The organism is Pediococcus pentosaceus ATCC 25745 (assembly GCF_000014505.1).
Taxonomy (GTDB): domain Bacteria; phylum Bacillota; class Bacilli; order Lactobacillales; family Lactobacillaceae; genus Pediococcus; species Pediococcus pentosaceus.
In genome coordinates this window covers 50,052-67,583 of sequence record NC_008525.1, presented here as the reverse complement: position 1 = coordinate 67,583, position 17,532 = coordinate 50,052, and the positions used below count along the sequence as shown (strand labels likewise).

The following is a 17,532-nucleotide window of genomic DNA, read 5'->3' as shown; positions in this document are numbered from 1 at the left end:
CGTGGCTTTCTATAAAAGATCATAGTGCATCCTTAGATACATCGTCTTAAATTGATCCATCGTTGTATCAATGATGGTAATTAAAATGAGGATGTTAGCAAAGACGAAAGCAAAGTTAGTAATTTCTGGTAGGTAAAGCCCTACTATTAGTGGTGTTCCGACGATAATTAAAAAGAAGATGTTAGCAACCGTACTCAAATGAAACAATCTTTGGTTTAGATAATGTCTGGTTGCAGTTCCCGGAACGACATTAAATATGTAGTCACCAGATTTCTTTAAATTCTTAGTTAATCTTTCTGTTTGAAAGTTCATAAAACTAAACACGTAGCCTAAAAAGACAATAATGCTACAGTAAATCAAGATTCCAACGGGATTATCAAATGCCACATAATTTTGAACAAATCGATTAAATTCGCCTTCTGGAACAAAAGAACCAATATAGCTTGGAATCATAAATACCGTGGTAGTAAACATGAAGGGCATGCTACCTGCCGCTAGTACTCGAATTGGTAAATACGATTCAGAAAAATCATTTTGAACAAAAGGTCGCTGAAGCGGAATTCGTAATTCAGCTTTATTGATAAATATCGTAAAAATTACTACTACTGCTACTGAAATTATTAGGACCAGCCATAATTTAGGTGTGAAAAATACTGCTCCTGAGCCTAAACCTTGTCCATAAAGTAGCACTCGCGGAATACTATCAATCATTCCTGGCAAAATTAAAACTCCTGATCCACCGATTCCATATTTAGTGATCATATCTGACATCCAAGCTACAATCATTGCTCCTGCAACTAAAACAAAAAATGCCACAATTAAGTTGTAATCAATTCCCCACACTTTAATTCCTGAAAAATTAATATGTTCACGAATCGTATAGATAAACTGCAGAGTTTGGAGCAGGGCAATGACAAATGAAATCCAACGTTGAATCATTCCTCGTTTATAATCGTTAATCTTATTTAGCTCATCAATATCTAAGAGCTGAATAGCTTGGAATAATATCATCCCTGTCATGTATGGGCCTAATCCAACTGAAAATAAGGAAGGGTAATTCGCCTGCCCCCCAGTTAAGGCTGATAAATTCCTTAAAAGTGGTGAAGCCTCTAGTACTTGACGACTCATGGATGAATCTAAAGATGGAATTACAATTTGACGACCTAATTCCATTAAAACTACCATCATCAAAGTAAATAAAACCTTCGAAAACAATTCACTATGGATAAATTTATTCTTCATGGAAATTCCACCCTAACTGATCCATTTTTACCAGGTATTAATTCTGACAACAGCATATATTTAACTGTATTTTTCCAGAATAACTTCTTCATTTGTTCAAATGAATGCATGGCCTCTTTTTCATATTCAAAAACCGGATTATGTTGACCAGACGAGCGGCTCGTTACAACCGTTTTTAGTTGTTGTAAGTTATCTACTTGCTCAATCCAGGCTACATCCAAGGCTTTTAGAACGGCCAATCGTTCTAAATAGTTTTGTTTAAATTTGTTATTAACAATCATTTGTTGCTGGCTCCATCGATTACGTGCTATCTCTTCAAGATATTGTTTTATATCAGCGGTACTTTCTAAAATCTCAGGATTGAAATCGTTATCCATGTAGTTGTAATCAACATTATTGATAATAAAATCTAATAATTTTCCAGCATCTTTTTTATTCTCTCTAGCAATCGCGTTAAAATAATCATTTTTAATTTGTTGAACCATTGTGGTCAAATCGGTTGATTTCATAATATAATCGCGAAAATCATAAATTAATTCTCTTTGAATTCGTAAAATATCATCCATCTTTACCGCATTTTTTCGACTTTCTTCAGCTGCTGAATCAGCCGCTTGTTGAGCCTTTTCGACAATTTTTCTAGCGCGGCGTCCCTTTAGTGGAGCGCCATATTTGCGTTTACCTTGCTCCACGGCTTGTTCAAGCTTTAAACGATATTTTTCTACCCAATCTGGTGCGTTTTCAATAACAACCTTATCGTCCAATGAAACTAGAAAAATACTTTCCCCAGGATCACCTTGCCGGCCGGCGCGTCCCCGTAGTTGATCATCAACTCGCCGACTATCCATGCGTTCCGTACCAATTACCAGTAAACCGCCCTTTTCTTTGACGCCTTTACCCAATTTAATATCGGTTCCGCGCCCAGCCATTGATGTAGCAACCGTAATCGCGCCCGATTTACCAGCGCTAGCCACTATCATCGCCTCTTTAGATTCACTTTGAGCATTTAATACATTGTGTACAATGCCATGTTCCAGTAGTACTCGCGAATAGAGTCTGGATAAAGACAGCGAACCCGTCTTTAACAAGACCGGTCTCTTGATCTGATACGCTGCCTTAACCATCCGAACGGTTGCTTCAATTTTTTCATCCATGGTCGCAAAGACAACATCTGCATGATCAATCCTAATGTTAGGTTTATGAGTTGGAATTTTTAAAACTGGCAAATTGTAAACCTCTAAAAATTCACGAGCAGAAGACTTAGCCGTACCAGTCATGCCCGATAACTTCCGAAACATCTTGAAAAAATTTTGTAACGTAATCGAAGCCATAGATCGCGTTTGGTCACTAAGTTCAACTTCCTCTTTTGCTTCAATAGCCTGATGAATTCCGGCTTCTAACTTCATCCCCGTTAAGGCTCTCCCATTTTCGCTATCTAGCAACAGGACTTCCCTATTAGTTACGATATAGTCTTGATTTCGTTTCATAACGTAGTTAGCTTTTAGTGCTAGAACTAAATGGCGGTAAAAGTCCGACCACTTATCCGAAATTAAACCTTGGATTCCTAGATACTCTTCCAACTGTTCGATACCGGTTTGGGTAAACCAGACATCCTTCAAGTCTTCACTAAATTCAAAATCTACATTTGGTTTTAAACTTTTAACAATCCGATCCGTTGATACGAACAGATTGGATTGGACCCGAGGGGCTCCTGAAATGACCAACGGGGTTTGCGCTAAATCCAGTAAAACGGAATCTACTTCGTCGACTAAAGCGAAATTCAAATCATTTAATTTCTTTTTATTAATATTATCGACTAAATTATCGGTTAAATAATCAAATCCCAGTTCACTATTAGTGGTATAAACGATATCATTTTGATAAATAGCCTTTTTATCCAATTCTTCATCGTCTAAACTCACCCCTGAGGCACAGGTTAATCCCATCCATTTATAAACTTTACCAATCTCTTCTGCGTCTCGGTTAGCTAGATAACTATTAACCGTAACTAAAAAATTTCCTGGGCCAGTTAAACCGTTTAAATATAAGGGCATGGTAGCGGTCAAAGTCTTACCTTCTCCCGTATTCATTTGTGCCACATTCCCATAATGGAGCACCACGGCTCCCAAAACCTGGTTTTCAAAGGGCTTCAACCCTAAAACTCGAAAATCTGCTTCACGGATGGTGGCGTAGGCTTCAATTAGTATAGAATCTAAACTAGCACCTTTTACCAGCTTATTTCTCAGCGTTTCCGTTTTTATACGTAACTGATCATCCGTTAAAGTCTGGTATTTTTTACCTAGTGCTAAAATTTTTTTTGTGATTTTCGAATACTTTCTTAAGCGAAAGTTATCCAAATTAAATTCCATTTTCCTACCCCTGTTTTTATCGTTTCTGTATATTATATTGTTTTTCATTTTACTGTTTTACAATATTCTGTTTACTTTTTATAAAAAAATTGATTTAATCTAGGTGTAGTCTTCAAACAAGGAAGGAGATAACATTATCGATAAAAATAATTTTCCTAAAAAAGATAGTCTACTTAATCAAGATGTTAAAAAAAAGCTTAACTATGAAAAAAGTTTGCAACAACCACCAACTACTAAAAAAACAAAACGTGCTACAACAGAAAAGATTGCTGCTAGTATCATGTTTATAATTATTTTAAGCAATCTAATATATGCAGCTGTTACATTTATTAGCCGTTAAATTATTGGGTGTTAAGATTTAATGCGCTTCAAGTATATTGTACTATTAATTTTACATTTTTTCATCGTAAAAATTAGCTTATTACACATATTTGACGGGTTATTAATTACTTATTAATCATAAAATATTTTTGTGAATTAAATATATTTTAAATTAAAACTGTTTAAATCTGAAAAAACGACCCTCAGAAATTACTTCTGACAGCCGTTTTTATTTTTGATTAATTCAAATTAACTTATTTCTTCTCATCTACTAATACAGTTCCTGCTGCTGGATTTTCCGCAACCGCACCTACAATTGGATGGGGAATATACATTTCTTCTAAGTATTTAACATCATCATTTGTTAATTTAACCGATAAAGCAGCTACTGCATCATCTAAATGTTTGGCCTTCGTTGAACCAATAATAGGAGCTGTTACCCCTTTGGCCCATTGCCAAGCTAACGCAATTTGCGACATGGTAACGTCATAGCGATCGGCTAATTCACCAACTCGTTTAACAATCTTGATATCCTCAGCCTCTGTTCGATCATATTTTCCCATGGCCACCCGATCAGTCTTGCTGCGCAAAGTATCCGTTTGCCAGGTTCGACGACTCAAATGCCCAGCCGCTAGTGGACTGTAAGGCATTAGAGAAACATCCATTTGCTGACAAATAGGAATTAATTCGCGTTCATCTTCACGATATAGTAAATTATAGTGATTTTCCATAGTTTGGAACTGAGCCCAACCATGATCCTTAGCCACTTGTTGCATGTTGTAGAATTGATATCCATACATTGCTGAAGCCCCAATTGCACGAACTTTACCAGCCACTACTAAATCATTTAAGGCTGACATAGTTTCTTCAATCGGCGTTTGGTAATCAAAGCGATGAATAATATATAAATCAAGGTAATCTGTACCTAAACGACGGAGCGTGCCATCAATTTCACGGTTAATTGCATCTTTTGAAAGCCGTCCTTCATTGAAATAAACCTTCGAAGCAATCACAACTTGGTCACGTGCAATATTATTTTCTTTTAATGCGCGCCCTAAAAATTCTTCACTGGTTCCTTTGGAATAAACATTGGCCGTATCAAAGAAGTTAATTCCAAGATTTAAAGCATGTCGAATCACCTTTTCACTTTCCGGGTAATCTAGTGTCCAATCATGCATCGTCCCTGGTTGTCCAAAACTCATTGCCCCAATACAAATTTTTGAAACTTCGATATCAGTTTTTCCTAATTTAGCATATTGCATTGATTCGTTTGTCATAAAATCCACCCACTCCAATCTAGAATATTTTACAACCACCATTTTCATCAATCACACGTTTAGTGTAGACTGATAGCTATTAATATCACTTTTATAACCATAGTTTACTCCTTAAAGTAAGCTTTAAGTCAAGCGAGGATTTTACAATGAAAATCGAAGAAGTTGCCACACAATTTTCTATCTCAAGTCCCACCCTCCGTTACTATGAACACGAAGGATTATTAGGTCCTGTTAAACGTGTCCACGGCATCCGTGACTATTCCGATCGTGACCTTGAGCGTCTAGATTTTATTCTATGCACAAAAAAATGTGGAATGTCTTTAAAACAAATACAGCATTTCATTAATATTTACGAACAAGGCGATGAAACCATACCTGAGCGATTAGCTATTCTCCAAGAACAGCTGGCTAAAACTCAAACCACCTTGATCGAACTAACCCAATCTATGGATCATTTGAAAGATAAAATAGATGATCTTCATCAATTAGCGACTACCCATTCTGGAAAATAGATTCTTAAATTCATTAGCCGCTTAACACAAAAACACTCAACATCAGTTTTTAACTAATGTTGAGTGTTTTATTTTAGATTAAATGTTATTTAATCTTCGTTATCTTTTTTTCGTTTCTTGCCCAAACCTACTAACGCTAGCAATGTTGTACCTAACCAGGTCCATCCGCTGTTATCAGTCTCGCCAGTTTGAGGGAGACGAGATTGTTGACGACTGTTTTGACTAGCATCGTTCAAATCAACCGTAGATTGATGTTTAACTTGAGCAGTTGTTCTTACAACTTCAGTATCCGTAGCTTCAAAGTTTTGTTCTTGATTGTAGCTACCAGTACCTCCGTTTCCTTGCCCATTTCCTTGTTGATCTACCTCACTATTACCATTAGTTGTACCCTTTCCGTTGTCATCATTCTGTGAAGATGCTCCATTGTGCGATGAACTTACACTAGTTGAAGCGCTCTGAGAAGTACTTATTGAAGCACTCGTGGATTTACTTTGTGATGTAGAAATGCTTTGACTAGCCGATCCACTATTTTTGCTATCACTAGTACTATCGGAAATGCTAGTTGAAATACTCTGTGAATCCGATGTGCTTTGACTACCTGACTCACTATTGCTTTCCGATCCACTACCATGGTGGTTATCGTGAGAAGTTGATCCATTACCATCACTAATTGAATTTGAAGTCGAATCAGATATAGAAGTCGAGGTTGAGCGACTGTCCGATGTACTTACTGAAGTTGAATCGGAGACAGAGGTCGATGCCGAACGACTTTCTGATGTACTTATCGAATCACTCTTCGAACTTGAATCTGAGTTCGATGTCGATACTGAATCAGATGTTGAGTGACTTGCCGATGTACTATTTGAAGTCGAATCAGATACTGATGTCGAAGTTGAACGGCTGTCTGACGCACTCTTTGAATCACTCTTCGAACTTGAATCTGAGTTCGATGTTGATACTGAATCAGATGTTGAGTGACTCGTTGACGCACTATCTGAAGTTGAATCAGATACTGAAGTCGAAGCTGAACGGCTATCCGATGTACTTACTGAATCACTCTTTGAACTTGAATCTGAATTCGATGTTGATACTGAATCAGATGTTGAATGACTTGTCGATGTACTATCCGAAGTTGAATCAGATATAGATGTCGAAGTTGAACGGCTATCCGACATACTCTTCGAATCTGAGTCTGAGTTCGATGTCGATACTGAATCAGATGTTGAGTGACTTGCCGATGTACTATTTGAAGTCGAATCAGATACTGATGTCGAAGTTGAACGGCTGTCTGACGCACTCTTTGAATCACTCTTCGAACTTGAATCTGAGTTCGATGTTGATACTGAATCAGATGTTGAATGACTCGTCGATGTACTATCCGAAGTTGAATCTGAGACAGAAGTCGAAGCTGAACGGCTATCCGATGTACTTACTGAATCACTCTTTGAACTTGAATCTGAATTCGATGTTGATACTGAATCAGATGTTGAATGACTTGTCGATGTACTATCCGAAGTTGAATCAGATATAGATGTCGAAGTTGAACGGCTATCCGACATACTCTTCGAATCTGAGTCTGAGTTCGATGTTGATACTGAATCAGATGTTGAATGACTCGTTGATGTACTATCTGAAGTTGAATCTGAGACAGAAGTCGAGGCTGATCGACTGTCCGATGTACTCTTCGAGTTACTATCTGAAATCGAATCTGAGACAGAGGTCGAAGTTGAGCGGCTGTCTGACGCACTCTTCGAACTTGAATCTGAGTTCGATGTTGATACCGAATCAGATGTCGAGTGACTCGTTGACGTACTATCTGAAGTTGAATCCGATACGGACGTCGAGGCCGAACGACTTTCTGACGTACTCTTTGAATCACTCTTCGAACTTGAATCTGAATTTGAAGTTGATACTGAATCAGATGTTGAGTGACTCGTCGATATACTATCCGAAGTTGAATCTGAGACAGAAGTCGAGGCCGAACGACTTTCTGACGTACTCTTTGAATCACTCTTTGAACTTGAATCTGATTTTGACGTCGAGATTGACTCACTAATTGAATTACTTGTTATAGAATCACTCTTCGAAATACTATCTGATTTTGATGCACTATCCGATTTCGAATCAGAAATGGATGTCGAAGTTGAGCGACTATCTGATGTACTCTTTGAGCTACTATCTGATTTTGATGTCGATACTGAATCAGATGTCGAGTGACTTGTTGATGCACTATCTGAAGTTGAATCTGAGACAGAAGTCGAGGTTGAACGACTTTCTGACATACTCTTCGAATCTGAATCTGAATTCGATGTTGATACTGAATCAGATGTCGAGTGACTCGTTGACGCACTATCTGAAGTTGAATCTGAGACAGAAGTCGAGGTCGAGCGACTATCTGATATGCTCTTGGAATCACTCTTCGAACTTGAATCCGAATTTGATGTTGAAATTGACTCACTAATCGAATTACTTGTTATGGAATCGCTCTTCGAAGTACTATCTGATTTTGATTCGCTATCCGATTTCGAATCAGAAACTGAAGTCGAAGCTGAGCGGCTGTCTGATGTACTCTTCGAATCTGAATCTGAGTTTGATGTCGATACTGAATCCGATGTCGAATGACTCGTCGATGCACTATCTGAAGTTGAATCTGAGACAGAAGTCGAAGTTGAGCGACTGTCCGATGTACTCTTCGAGTTACTATCTGAAATCGAATTGGAGACAGAGGTCGAAGTTGAGCGGCTGTCTGACGCACTCTTCGAATCTGAATCTGAATTCGATGTTGATACTGAATCAGATGTTGAATGACTTGTTGACACACTATCTGAAGTTGAATCAGATACAGATGTTGAAGTCGAACGACTGTCCGATGTACTCTTCGAGTTACTATCTGAAATCGAATTGGAGACAGAGGTCGAAGTTGAGCGGCTGTCTGACGCACTCTTCGAATCTGAATCTGAATTCGATGTTGATACTGAATCAGATGTTGAATGACTTGTTGACACACTATCTGAAGTTGAATCAGATACAGATGTTGAAGTCGAACGACTGTCCGATGTACTCTTCGAGTTACTATCTGAAATCGAATTGGAGACAGAGGTCGAAGTTGAACGACTGTCTGATGTGCTCTTGGAATCACTCTTCGAACTTGAATCCGAGTTTGACGTTGAGATCGACTCACTAATCGAGTTACTTGTTATAGAATCACTCTTTGAAGTACTGTCCGATTTTGATGCACTATCCGATTTCGAATCAGAAACTGAAGTCGAAGCTGAGCGGCTGTCTGATGTACTCTTCGAATCTGAATCTGAGTTTGATGTCGATACTGAATCCGATGTCGAATGACTCGTTGACGCACTATCTGAAGTTGAATCAGATATGGAGGTCGAAGTTGAGCGACTATCCGATGTACTTACTGAATCACTCTTTGAACTTGAATCCGAATTTGACGTTGATACTGAATCAGATGTTGAATGACTTGTTGATGCACTATCTGATTTCGAATCAGATACAGACGTCGAAGTTGAGCGACTGTCCGATGTACTCTTCGAGTTACTATCTGAAATCGAATCAGAATTTGACGTTGAGATTGATTCACTAATCGAATCACTCGTTATAGAATCACTCTTTGAAACACTGTCCGATTTTGATGCACTATCTGATTTTGAATCAGATATAGATGTCGAAGTTGAACGACTATCTGATGTACTCTTCGAGTTACTGTCTGAAATCGAATCAGAATTTGACGTTGAGATTGATTCGCTAATTGAGTTACTTGTTATGGAATCGCTCTTCGAAATACTATCTGATTTTGATTCGCTATCCGATTTCGAATCAGAAACTGATGTCGAAGTTGAACGACTATCTGACATACTCTTCGAAATTGAATCAGATACAGAAGTCGAGGTTGAGCGACTGTCCGACGTACTTACTGAGTCACTCTTTGAACTTGAATCTGAGTTCGATGTTGATACTGAATCAGATTTTGAGTGACTCGTTGACGCACTATCTGAAGTTGAATCCGATACGGACGTCGATGCCGAACGACTGTCTGACATACTCTTTGAACTTGAATCTGATTTTGACGTCGAGATTGATTCACTAATCGAATTACTTGTTATGGAATCGCTCTTCGAAACACTGTCTGATTTTGATGCACTATCTGATTTCGAGTCAGAAATGGATGTCGAAGTCGAGCGACTTTCTGATGTACTCTTTGAGTTACTATCTGAATTTGATGTCGATACTGAATCCGATGTCGAATGACTTGTCGATGTACTATCCGAAGTTGAATCCGATACAGAAGTCGAGGTCGAACGGCTTTCTGATGTACTCTTTGAGTTACTGTCTGAAATTGAATCCGATACAGATGTCGAAGTCGAGCGACTTTCTGATGTACTCTTGGAATCACTCTTCGAGCTTGAATCAGAATTTGACGTTGAGATTGACTCACTAATTGAGTTACTTGTTATAGAATCACTCTTCGAAATACTATCTGATTTTGATGCACTATCTGATTTCGAATCAGAACTAGATGTCGAAGTCGAGCGACTTTCTGATGTACTCTTTGAGTTACTATCCGAAATTGAATCCGATATAGATGTTGAGGTCGAGCGACTTTCCGACTTACTCTTCGAATCTGAGTTTGAATTTGATGTCGATACTGAATCAGATGTTGAATGACTTGTCGATGTGCTATCGGATATAGACGTTGAAATCGAGTCACTAATGGAATCACTGGTTATAGAATCGCTCTTCGATGTCGAAATTGACTGACTCACCGAATCACTCGTTGATTTCGAATTTGATACAGACGTTGAACCACTAGTTGACGTACTCTTCGATGTTGAAATCGATTGACTCACCGAATCACTGGTCGATTTCGAGCCTGACACAGACGTCGAAATTGAGTTACTGATCGAGTCACTAGTTATAGAATCGCTCTTCGATTTCGATACACTATCCGAAACTGATCCTGATGCAGATGTTGAATCGCTCTTCGATGTAGAAATCGATTGGCTCACTGAATCACTCGTTGATTTCGAATTTGATACGGATGTTGAGCCACTGGTTGACGTACTCTTTGATGCCGAAATCGATTGACTCAACGAATCACTTGTTGATTTCGAATTTGATACGGATGTTGAACCACTGGTTGACGTACTCTTTGATGTTGAAATCGATTGACTCACCGAATCACTCATTGATTTCGAATTTGACACTGACGTTGAGCCACTAGTTGACGTACTCTTCGATGTCGAAATTGACTGACTCGCTGAATCACTCGTTGATTTCGAGCCTGACACGGACGTTGAAATTGAGTTACTAATCGAGTCACTGGTTATAGAATCGCTCTTCGATTTCGACACACTGTCCGAAACTGATCCTGATGCAGATGCTGAATTGCTCTTCGATGTTGAAATCGATTGGCTCACTGAATCACTCGTTGATTTCGAATTTGATACGGATGTCGAACCACTGGTTGACGTACTCTTTGATGTTGATACTGATCGACTTGCTGAGTCACTCGTTGACTTCGAATTCGATACCGATACGGACGTTGAGCCGCTAGTTGACGTGCTCTTTGAAGCTGAAATCGATTGACTCACTGACTTCGAACCTGATACTGATGTGGAAGTCGAACCACTAGTTGATGCACTTTTTGAAGTTGAATCACTAGTAATGGAGTCGCTCTTCGAGACGCTGTTTGACAATGATGATGATGTTGAAGTACTAGTACTTGCTGAATTATCTTCGACTGTAACGGTAACAGTAGTCGTTGCAGTTTCTAAAGTACTAGGATCAAAGTAGTTCAACGTAACGGTGTATGTACCACCTTTATTCCAATCTACTTGATCTAAATCTGGTGAAGTAACATTATTGATATCACCCTTTGAACCATCCGCGTTGGTAATTGAGTTTACCAAACTAGCAATGTCGAGAGGATTTCCGGTAGTTGTTGCCCCGTTCTTACCAGTAATACTGATCTTACTGTTATATACCTTATAAACGTATTTAATTTCAACCGTTCCTACTGGATAGGCGTCGGAGGAGTTTATCAGGTCTAGCAGTTCTTCAATTGAGCTAAACTTTCCAAGTTGTAAGTAAAGTGAGAAAGGTACCGCAGCACCATTACTTATGATTTCGGATTTGCTGGTATCTACGACATATCCTTTAATTTTCTTTGGTCCTGGTATATCTGGCTTCTCTCCCGAATTGTGCAACGTAGTCTCTGATGGTGCTAGCTCTTTTCCATTTTCGTCTGTGTAAGTTACAATCTGCGTGGCATCATTAACACCTTGAACACTGGCATTCTCAGCTTGAGCTTTTGCATTAGACAATGATTTTGCAAGACTTTGACTATTTGAAGCCGAGTCTTTATCCCGTTTACGAGAATCACTTACAAATAACGAATTAGAGAGAGACACACTTAAGGAACCACTAGCGCTTTCAGTAATACTTCCTGACGTACTATTACTCAAACTACTGATATTGTCATTAATTTGAGCATGCTCACTTCCTTGATTTGATGCAGTAGATGAAGACGCCGTAGATTGGCTGGTTTTCACATTATCATCTTTAGCGGTTTGTTTTACATCTTGCTTAGCATCTGATTTTGCATTTTTCTGTTCTTTACCATCTTTTTGTTTACTTTGTTGATTATCAGCTACTTTAGTTGCATCCTTAGATGTACTCTTTGTTTGAGCTTCTTTCAATGAACTACTTAAGCTTTTAGATTGGCTGGTACTTGCACTTGTTGAAAGACTTGTGCTTTCTGAAGTCTTTTGACTAGCCGAATTTTTATCTGCTGAGGTACTTTTGGCACTACTATTACTTTGTGTTTCAGATTTTGCATCAGTAGTAGCATTAGTACTTTTTGAATCTACTGCTTTTGTACTATTTGACGTACTTTCTCCAGTAGATGAACTACTTGTACTGGTTGAACCAGGAATCGTCGCACTCGTTTGAGTCGCCAATAAATCCTCAGATTGACTCAAATCTAAACTGACCCCCGGTTTTTCATCAGCACTAACCGTCATTCCACTACCCGCGCCAAATAAACCTGCAACTACTCCCATACCAGCAAAAACCATTGTTTTCCACTTTTATACATTTTATAATGCTTTTTTTCATTAGCATTTAACAGCTTTCTTCTTGACATGTATTCCTCCACTGCCCTTACACAAAATATAAATTTTATACAGCCAACGCATTATGAATCCTGACACTTATCAATGATGTGTATTTTTTAACACACGTAGCATACCATCATATGTTTTTTTGCGTCAATACTTACTTTTAAGAATCAAAACCATCAACGCCATGTATTATTGGATTTAACAAGGTTTGTAACGTTTTTCCATTTGTACATAAAAATATTTTTATTGTACAAATTTTTCGATTTTTAGTTTCTAAATTTACTTTTGGAAGTTTAACAAAAAAATTTAATACATTTTCCAAAATGAAATTCTCAATAAGCTCCGTCCTAATCCTATTTACCCTTTAAAATACTATTTAACCCCCTTGAATGGACACAAAGAAACCTTCGCATCCCTCATTTAAGGAGCGTATACTAGTTTAGTACTACTTTTTTTTGCAACCTTTTCAGCCTGAATCACCTTTCTACCGGGCTAATACAAATCATAGAAAGAAGGAATTATTTTGCAGAGTACACAAGACACAGATTTTAGTTACAATCCCGAATCACCAATGCGGGTTTTCAACCTTCATTGGTACAAAGACCAAATGTCGGGTTGGATGACTTCTAGCTACATTTTATTAACTTTTGGAGTTTTATTTCTCTTAGTTACCGGTTTATATCACAACCTTAATGCACTAGGAATTACATCCACTATTGCCGGCGTGATCGGCTTCACATGTACCCTAAGTATCACTAATGGAAAACCCATTAACGGGATTTTAGGTTTTGTGTCCGCAATCATGTTGATTTACGTTGCTACAATTACTGGTAATTTTAGTGATGTAATCATGCAAGCAGCTTACATCGTTTTATTAGATATTCCCGTGGTTTTCAATAAACACTGGAATAGCAGTGAAGGCCTCGTTCCACGCTTAATGTCTGGGAAATATATCGTTCAAACGATAATCACTTTCTTAATTTTCTGGGCCTTAACTTACGGATTAGACACCATTATTTTGACTAGTCCACGTCCTATTATTGATTCATTGAGTGCCACTTTAGGATTAACAGGAGCAGTTTTAACTGTTCGTCGATTCCGTTCAACTTATTATTTCTGGCTTGCTCAATCTATTATGAGTATTGCGCTTTGGAGTATGACAGCTCTTTCTGGTCATCCTGTTTGGGTACTATTCTTCACTTACTGCCTCTATCTCTTAAATGATGTTGTAGCATTGGTTTCTAGCAAATGGTTCCATCCAGACCAAAATAAATAATCTAAAGACCTCGTTGGAGGTCTTTTTTGTACAAAAAAATTGCACCGAGAATGAGAACTCTGGGTGCAATTTTATATTCAATTAAATTTCATGAATATAGTTTCCAGTGTCAACCTCATCAAAACTAATGGTAGTGGCTGTTTGATTTAAACACTTAGCTGTAATAGCCAGTCCTCGACCAGTTTGAATGTAAACTTTGCGTTGTTTCAAATCATATCCTGACCAATAACGCGTATAATCTGACAAAATGTCTTCTGAAGTGTTGCGCTCCATCCCTCGTGGAATTATAACCGGTCGGAAAGCTGCATAAAGTTGAGCAATCCCATCTTCGGCTTCAAAATCATCCATTAAATTAGCAACCATAAAACTTCTCACCAAACGATCGGGTGATGTATACGTTCCTGGTAAGCCGGTTAAGCCATATCCCGTTCCGCCTTCAATCGGATTTAATGTTACCCCATTTTTATAGGTTTTAGGTTGTTTGATATTAAGTTCATTTAAAGCAATATAATTACGTAAATTAACAGTGTGCCAGTTATATTCGGGGCTGTTAGTGACCACTCCCACTGAATCATAAAGTTTGAAGGAGCCATTATCTACAGGCTCGAGCACCACTCCATCGCCACTCTCATCAACAAAGCTATAGTGAAGTGGGAATGAAATCGAATGACCATTAAGCATTGTAGGTTGATCCACTACCGCGAAATTTTGATAGTTTTCACGGATTTCTTTAACGCTCTTAAAGTGCGTTAATACGTACGTTACGAATTCTGTATTCATCACTGGAACCTGTTGCCGTTGTTGAATATTTTCCAATGTATCGGCGGTACTCTCAAATAATACTTGAAGGTCACCAGCTAATCCATGCTCGTTAATCCCGTCAAATAAAATGTGCGTTCCACCTATACCAATCCCCATGGCAGCATAGTCTGCTTGCCAATTTGCAAGTTGGCTGTCAATATCAACGCCAGCTGGAATCGTTGTAATCATTCCACGGGCTCCTAAGTCGTGTTCTGGATCTTCGCCAAACATTGGTAAAGCTAAATCCATGGTTCTCCCCCAAAAATGCTCTCCATTTTTAGCCGTAATTTCAATATTAGTACACATTTAATTGCCTTCTTTCAATAATTCTAACGAAACCTTTATACCATTTTTAACTTAAGAATAAAAACATTATCCCTCTAAATAAAAAAGCTTAGAGAAAGTTTTTAACTTCCACCAAGCCTTGATACTTTAAAATAAATTATCGAAAGTACTGAATACACTACCAAAGAGGCCTGTAGCATAACTTTCAGCATTTGGAACAATCATGTAACGAACTAAAATATAAATAACTAGTGAAACGACCAATTGAGCAATCACTACCACATAGATTCGATCAATTTTATATTTCACATTTTTATCAAAGAAAGTCGCTAAAAATCCTGTACTAAATCCTAGAGAAGCCAAGGCGAGTAATCCAACTACCAAGTTAAGGCTTCCAAGGTCTGTACGACCTTCACTCAGGTTGTTAACAATCGTTTGAGTACTAAAAATAGTTATCACTAAAGCCACAACCGAGAAAATAAGTGTGTAATTAATAAAATGAGCAAATTTGTTGGTATACTCAATGACTGAAGTTTCACTGTCTTCTGTACTAAGAAGTTTTTCAACTAGATAACCAATGACAATGTATAAAGCGTAAATGATAGCGATAACTACTAATAGTTTAAAGAACATTCCAATGGTGAAGGGATTATCCATAATACTTTCCGTATTAACGCCATAGTGACTAGTAGTTTCGCTAAACTTACCAAAAATTTGTCCTCCTGGAATTACGACGAATAAGGCACCGATAATAGAAAATAAGATGAACGTTGTCATTCCATAAAATGGATGAGCATCATTTTGAGTTTCAAACGGTTTTTGAATTGAAGTCTTTACCCAATTCCAATAGTTTTGCGCATATTGCTTAGTTTGTTGAACACGTTCGTTTACAGCTTCCTTGTCGACATTGATTTTATTTTCTGGGATTTCTGTAGTAGCTGACGCAGTATTTGCTGCCACTGCAGTTCCACAACTCGTACAAAATTTATCCTCGGCTTCTAGTTGTGCTCCACAATTAGTACAAAATTTCATTTCTAACATCCTCCAAATTTATTATCCTAATAATCCGTCATACATAACCGATCCAAAGCTATTCATCTTCTTAATCTGTTCATCACGACTACCATCTTGTGACATCACCACGATGACGAAAGAGCCTTTATTATTACCGAAAATAGCTGCATCATTCTCAACACCATAGTCATCAAACTCCCCAGTTTTGTTATAAACCGTGGCTTCTTCCGGTAAATCATGCGGTAATTTTGTATGATTATTATTCTTCTTTAAAATATCTAGCATGGCATTGTCATACTTGGTTGATACCATCTGATGATTGTAAATTTTCTTTAAGACCATCCCTAAATCTGCAACTGATGTGTAGTTATCTTTTCCATCTTTAAGGGCGTCTGTATCCATCAACATTCGTTCAAGCTTGGTATCTTTAGCACCAATTTTCTTAATTTGAGCGTTAACTTTGTCCATCCCACCAAGTTGACGAATAACGATGTTAGCCGCGGTATTATCACTGTCTTCCATCATATCTTCTAGTAGATCTTGCATTGAAATTTCTGAACCACTACTCATATTACGGATTTCACCTGTTCCGTCGACCTTATCGGAATCTTTTAAAGTGTACTTATCATTTAAGTTCAATTTACCTTCATTAACTTGCTGATAAGCGGTGATTAAAATAAATAGCTTGATATTACTAGCTGCTCGTTGCGCTTTACTGTTAGAAACAACTTCTTCAGTAGAATCTGTCGGTGAAACGTATACAGAAGTTTCACCCTTCATATCTCCAAAAGCGTCGTCAATCGTACCTTGGATGGTACTCTTTGGAAAATCAATGGTTGATTTTTTCGAAGCTTTCGAAGGAGCGGAATATGAACTCGAACTGCTGCTTTTATCCGCTACTGAACTACTTACTGGCTGAGTTGTAGATTGATTATTTTTATAAATAAAAAATCCTCCGCCGATTAAAACCACTAGTATCAGTGGAACTGCCCACATCCACCATTTAGGCCCGTGTGACTTTTCACTACGTGTTCCAACTTCATTTTGAAGTTCAGAATTTGTTTTAACTTTTGTTTCAGCTTGCGGTTGAACTTCGGAAATAACTGATTTATCAACCTTTACAGGTTGGGACTGGCTGGTGCGCAACGTCGTTCCACATTTAGAACAGAACTTAGCACCCTGCTTATTCTTACTACCACAATTTTGACAAAACATGGCTACTCTCCCGATTTTTTATTTCGACACTATACCCGTTAATTTTATCATAGTTATGCTCGTAGTTATGCAATCCTTTCATTA

10 protein-coding genes are annotated in these 17,532 nt (G+C 38.0%); 2 read left to right on the top strand and 8 right to left on the bottom strand.

Translation table 11 applies throughout. The annotated features are described in order from the left end of the window. Window positions 1-9: 9 nt before the first annotated feature. The 3 genes from PEPE_RS00315 to PEPE_RS00305 form a co-directional block, all read right to left on the bottom strand. The gene (locus PEPE_RS00315; protein WP_011672805.1) at window positions 10-1,242 is read right to left on the bottom strand and encodes a preprotein translocase subunit SecY; all 1,233 of its coding nucleotides are present in this window, start codon (window positions 1,240-1,242) and stop codon (window positions 10-12) included. Next, window positions 1,239-3,608 carry an accessory Sec system translocase SecA2 gene (gene secA2 / locus PEPE_RS00310; protein WP_011672804.1) on the bottom strand — a complete coding sequence of 790 codons (2,370 nt, stop codon included), beginning with the start codon at window positions 3,606-3,608 and terminating at the stop codon, window positions 1,239-1,241. Before secA2 ends, PEPE_RS00315 begins: the two co-directional genes overlap by 4 nt. A 575-nt stretch (window positions 3,609-4,183) precedes the next feature. Further along, the gene (locus tag PEPE_RS00305) at window positions 4,184-5,191 is read right to left on the bottom strand and encodes an aldo/keto reductase (RefSeq protein ID WP_041525474.1); all 1,008 of its coding nucleotides are present in this window, start codon (window positions 5,189-5,191) and stop codon (window positions 4,184-4,186) included. Between the two features lie 161 nt (window positions 5,192-5,352). Here PEPE_RS00305 and PEPE_RS00300 point away from each other — a divergent pair, with 161 nt between their 5' ends. Then, the gene (locus PEPE_RS00300; RefSeq protein ID WP_011672802.1) at window positions 5,353-5,718 is read left to right on the top strand and encodes a MerR family transcriptional regulator; all 366 of its coding nucleotides are present in this window, start codon (window positions 5,353-5,355) and stop codon (window positions 5,716-5,718) included. Window positions 5,719-5,807: 89 nt separating this feature from the next. On the opposite strand, the gene PEPE_RS09305 is transcribed toward PEPE_RS00300, so the two are convergent. Together PEPE_RS09305 and PEPE_RS09360 are read right to left on the bottom strand one after the other, a co-directional pair. Continuing rightward, entirely contained in the window at window positions 5,808-12,812 is a 7,005-nt protein-coding gene (locus PEPE_RS09305) for an LPXTG cell wall anchor domain-containing protein (RefSeq protein ID WP_011672801.1), read from the bottom strand. Continuing rightward, window positions 12,788-12,880 carry a KxYKxGKxW signal peptide domain-containing protein gene (locus tag PEPE_RS09360; RefSeq protein WP_080504369.1) on the bottom strand — a complete coding sequence of 31 codons (93 nt, stop codon included), beginning with the start codon at window positions 12,878-12,880 and terminating at the stop codon, window positions 12,788-12,790. The genes PEPE_RS09305 and PEPE_RS09360 overlap by 25 nt, the downstream gene beginning before the upstream one ends. A 500-nt stretch (window positions 12,881-13,380) precedes the next feature. Between PEPE_RS09360 and pnuC the strand changes: the two genes are divergently transcribed. Next, entirely contained in the window at window positions 13,381-14,133 is a 753-nt protein-coding gene (gene pnuC / locus PEPE_RS00290; RefSeq protein ID WP_011672800.1) for a nicotinamide riboside transporter PnuC, read from the top strand. An 81-nt stretch (window positions 14,134-14,214) separates the two neighbouring features. Here the strand turns inward: pnuC and PEPE_RS00285 are convergent, their stop codons facing one another. From PEPE_RS00285 to PEPE_RS00275, 3 genes are all read right to left on the bottom strand, one after another. Continuing rightward, window positions 14,215-15,240 carry a linear amide C-N hydrolase gene (locus PEPE_RS00285; protein WP_011672799.1) on the bottom strand — a complete coding sequence of 342 codons (1,026 nt, stop codon included), beginning with the start codon at window positions 15,238-15,240 and terminating at the stop codon, window positions 14,215-14,217. A gap of 126 nt (window positions 15,241-15,366) precedes the next feature. Then, window positions 15,367-16,251, bottom strand: coding sequence for a zinc ribbon domain-containing protein (locus PEPE_RS00280; RefSeq protein WP_011672798.1), 885 nt, complete (start codon window positions 16,249-16,251; stop codon window positions 15,367-15,369). 21 nt (window positions 16,252-16,272) lie between these two features. Further along, window positions 16,273-17,448 (bottom strand): serine hydrolase, encoded by a 1,176-nt coding sequence (locus tag PEPE_RS00275; RefSeq protein WP_011672797.1) that lies wholly within the window; start codon window positions 17,446-17,448, stop codon window positions 16,273-16,275. Window positions 17,449-17,532: the final 84 nt, after the last annotated feature.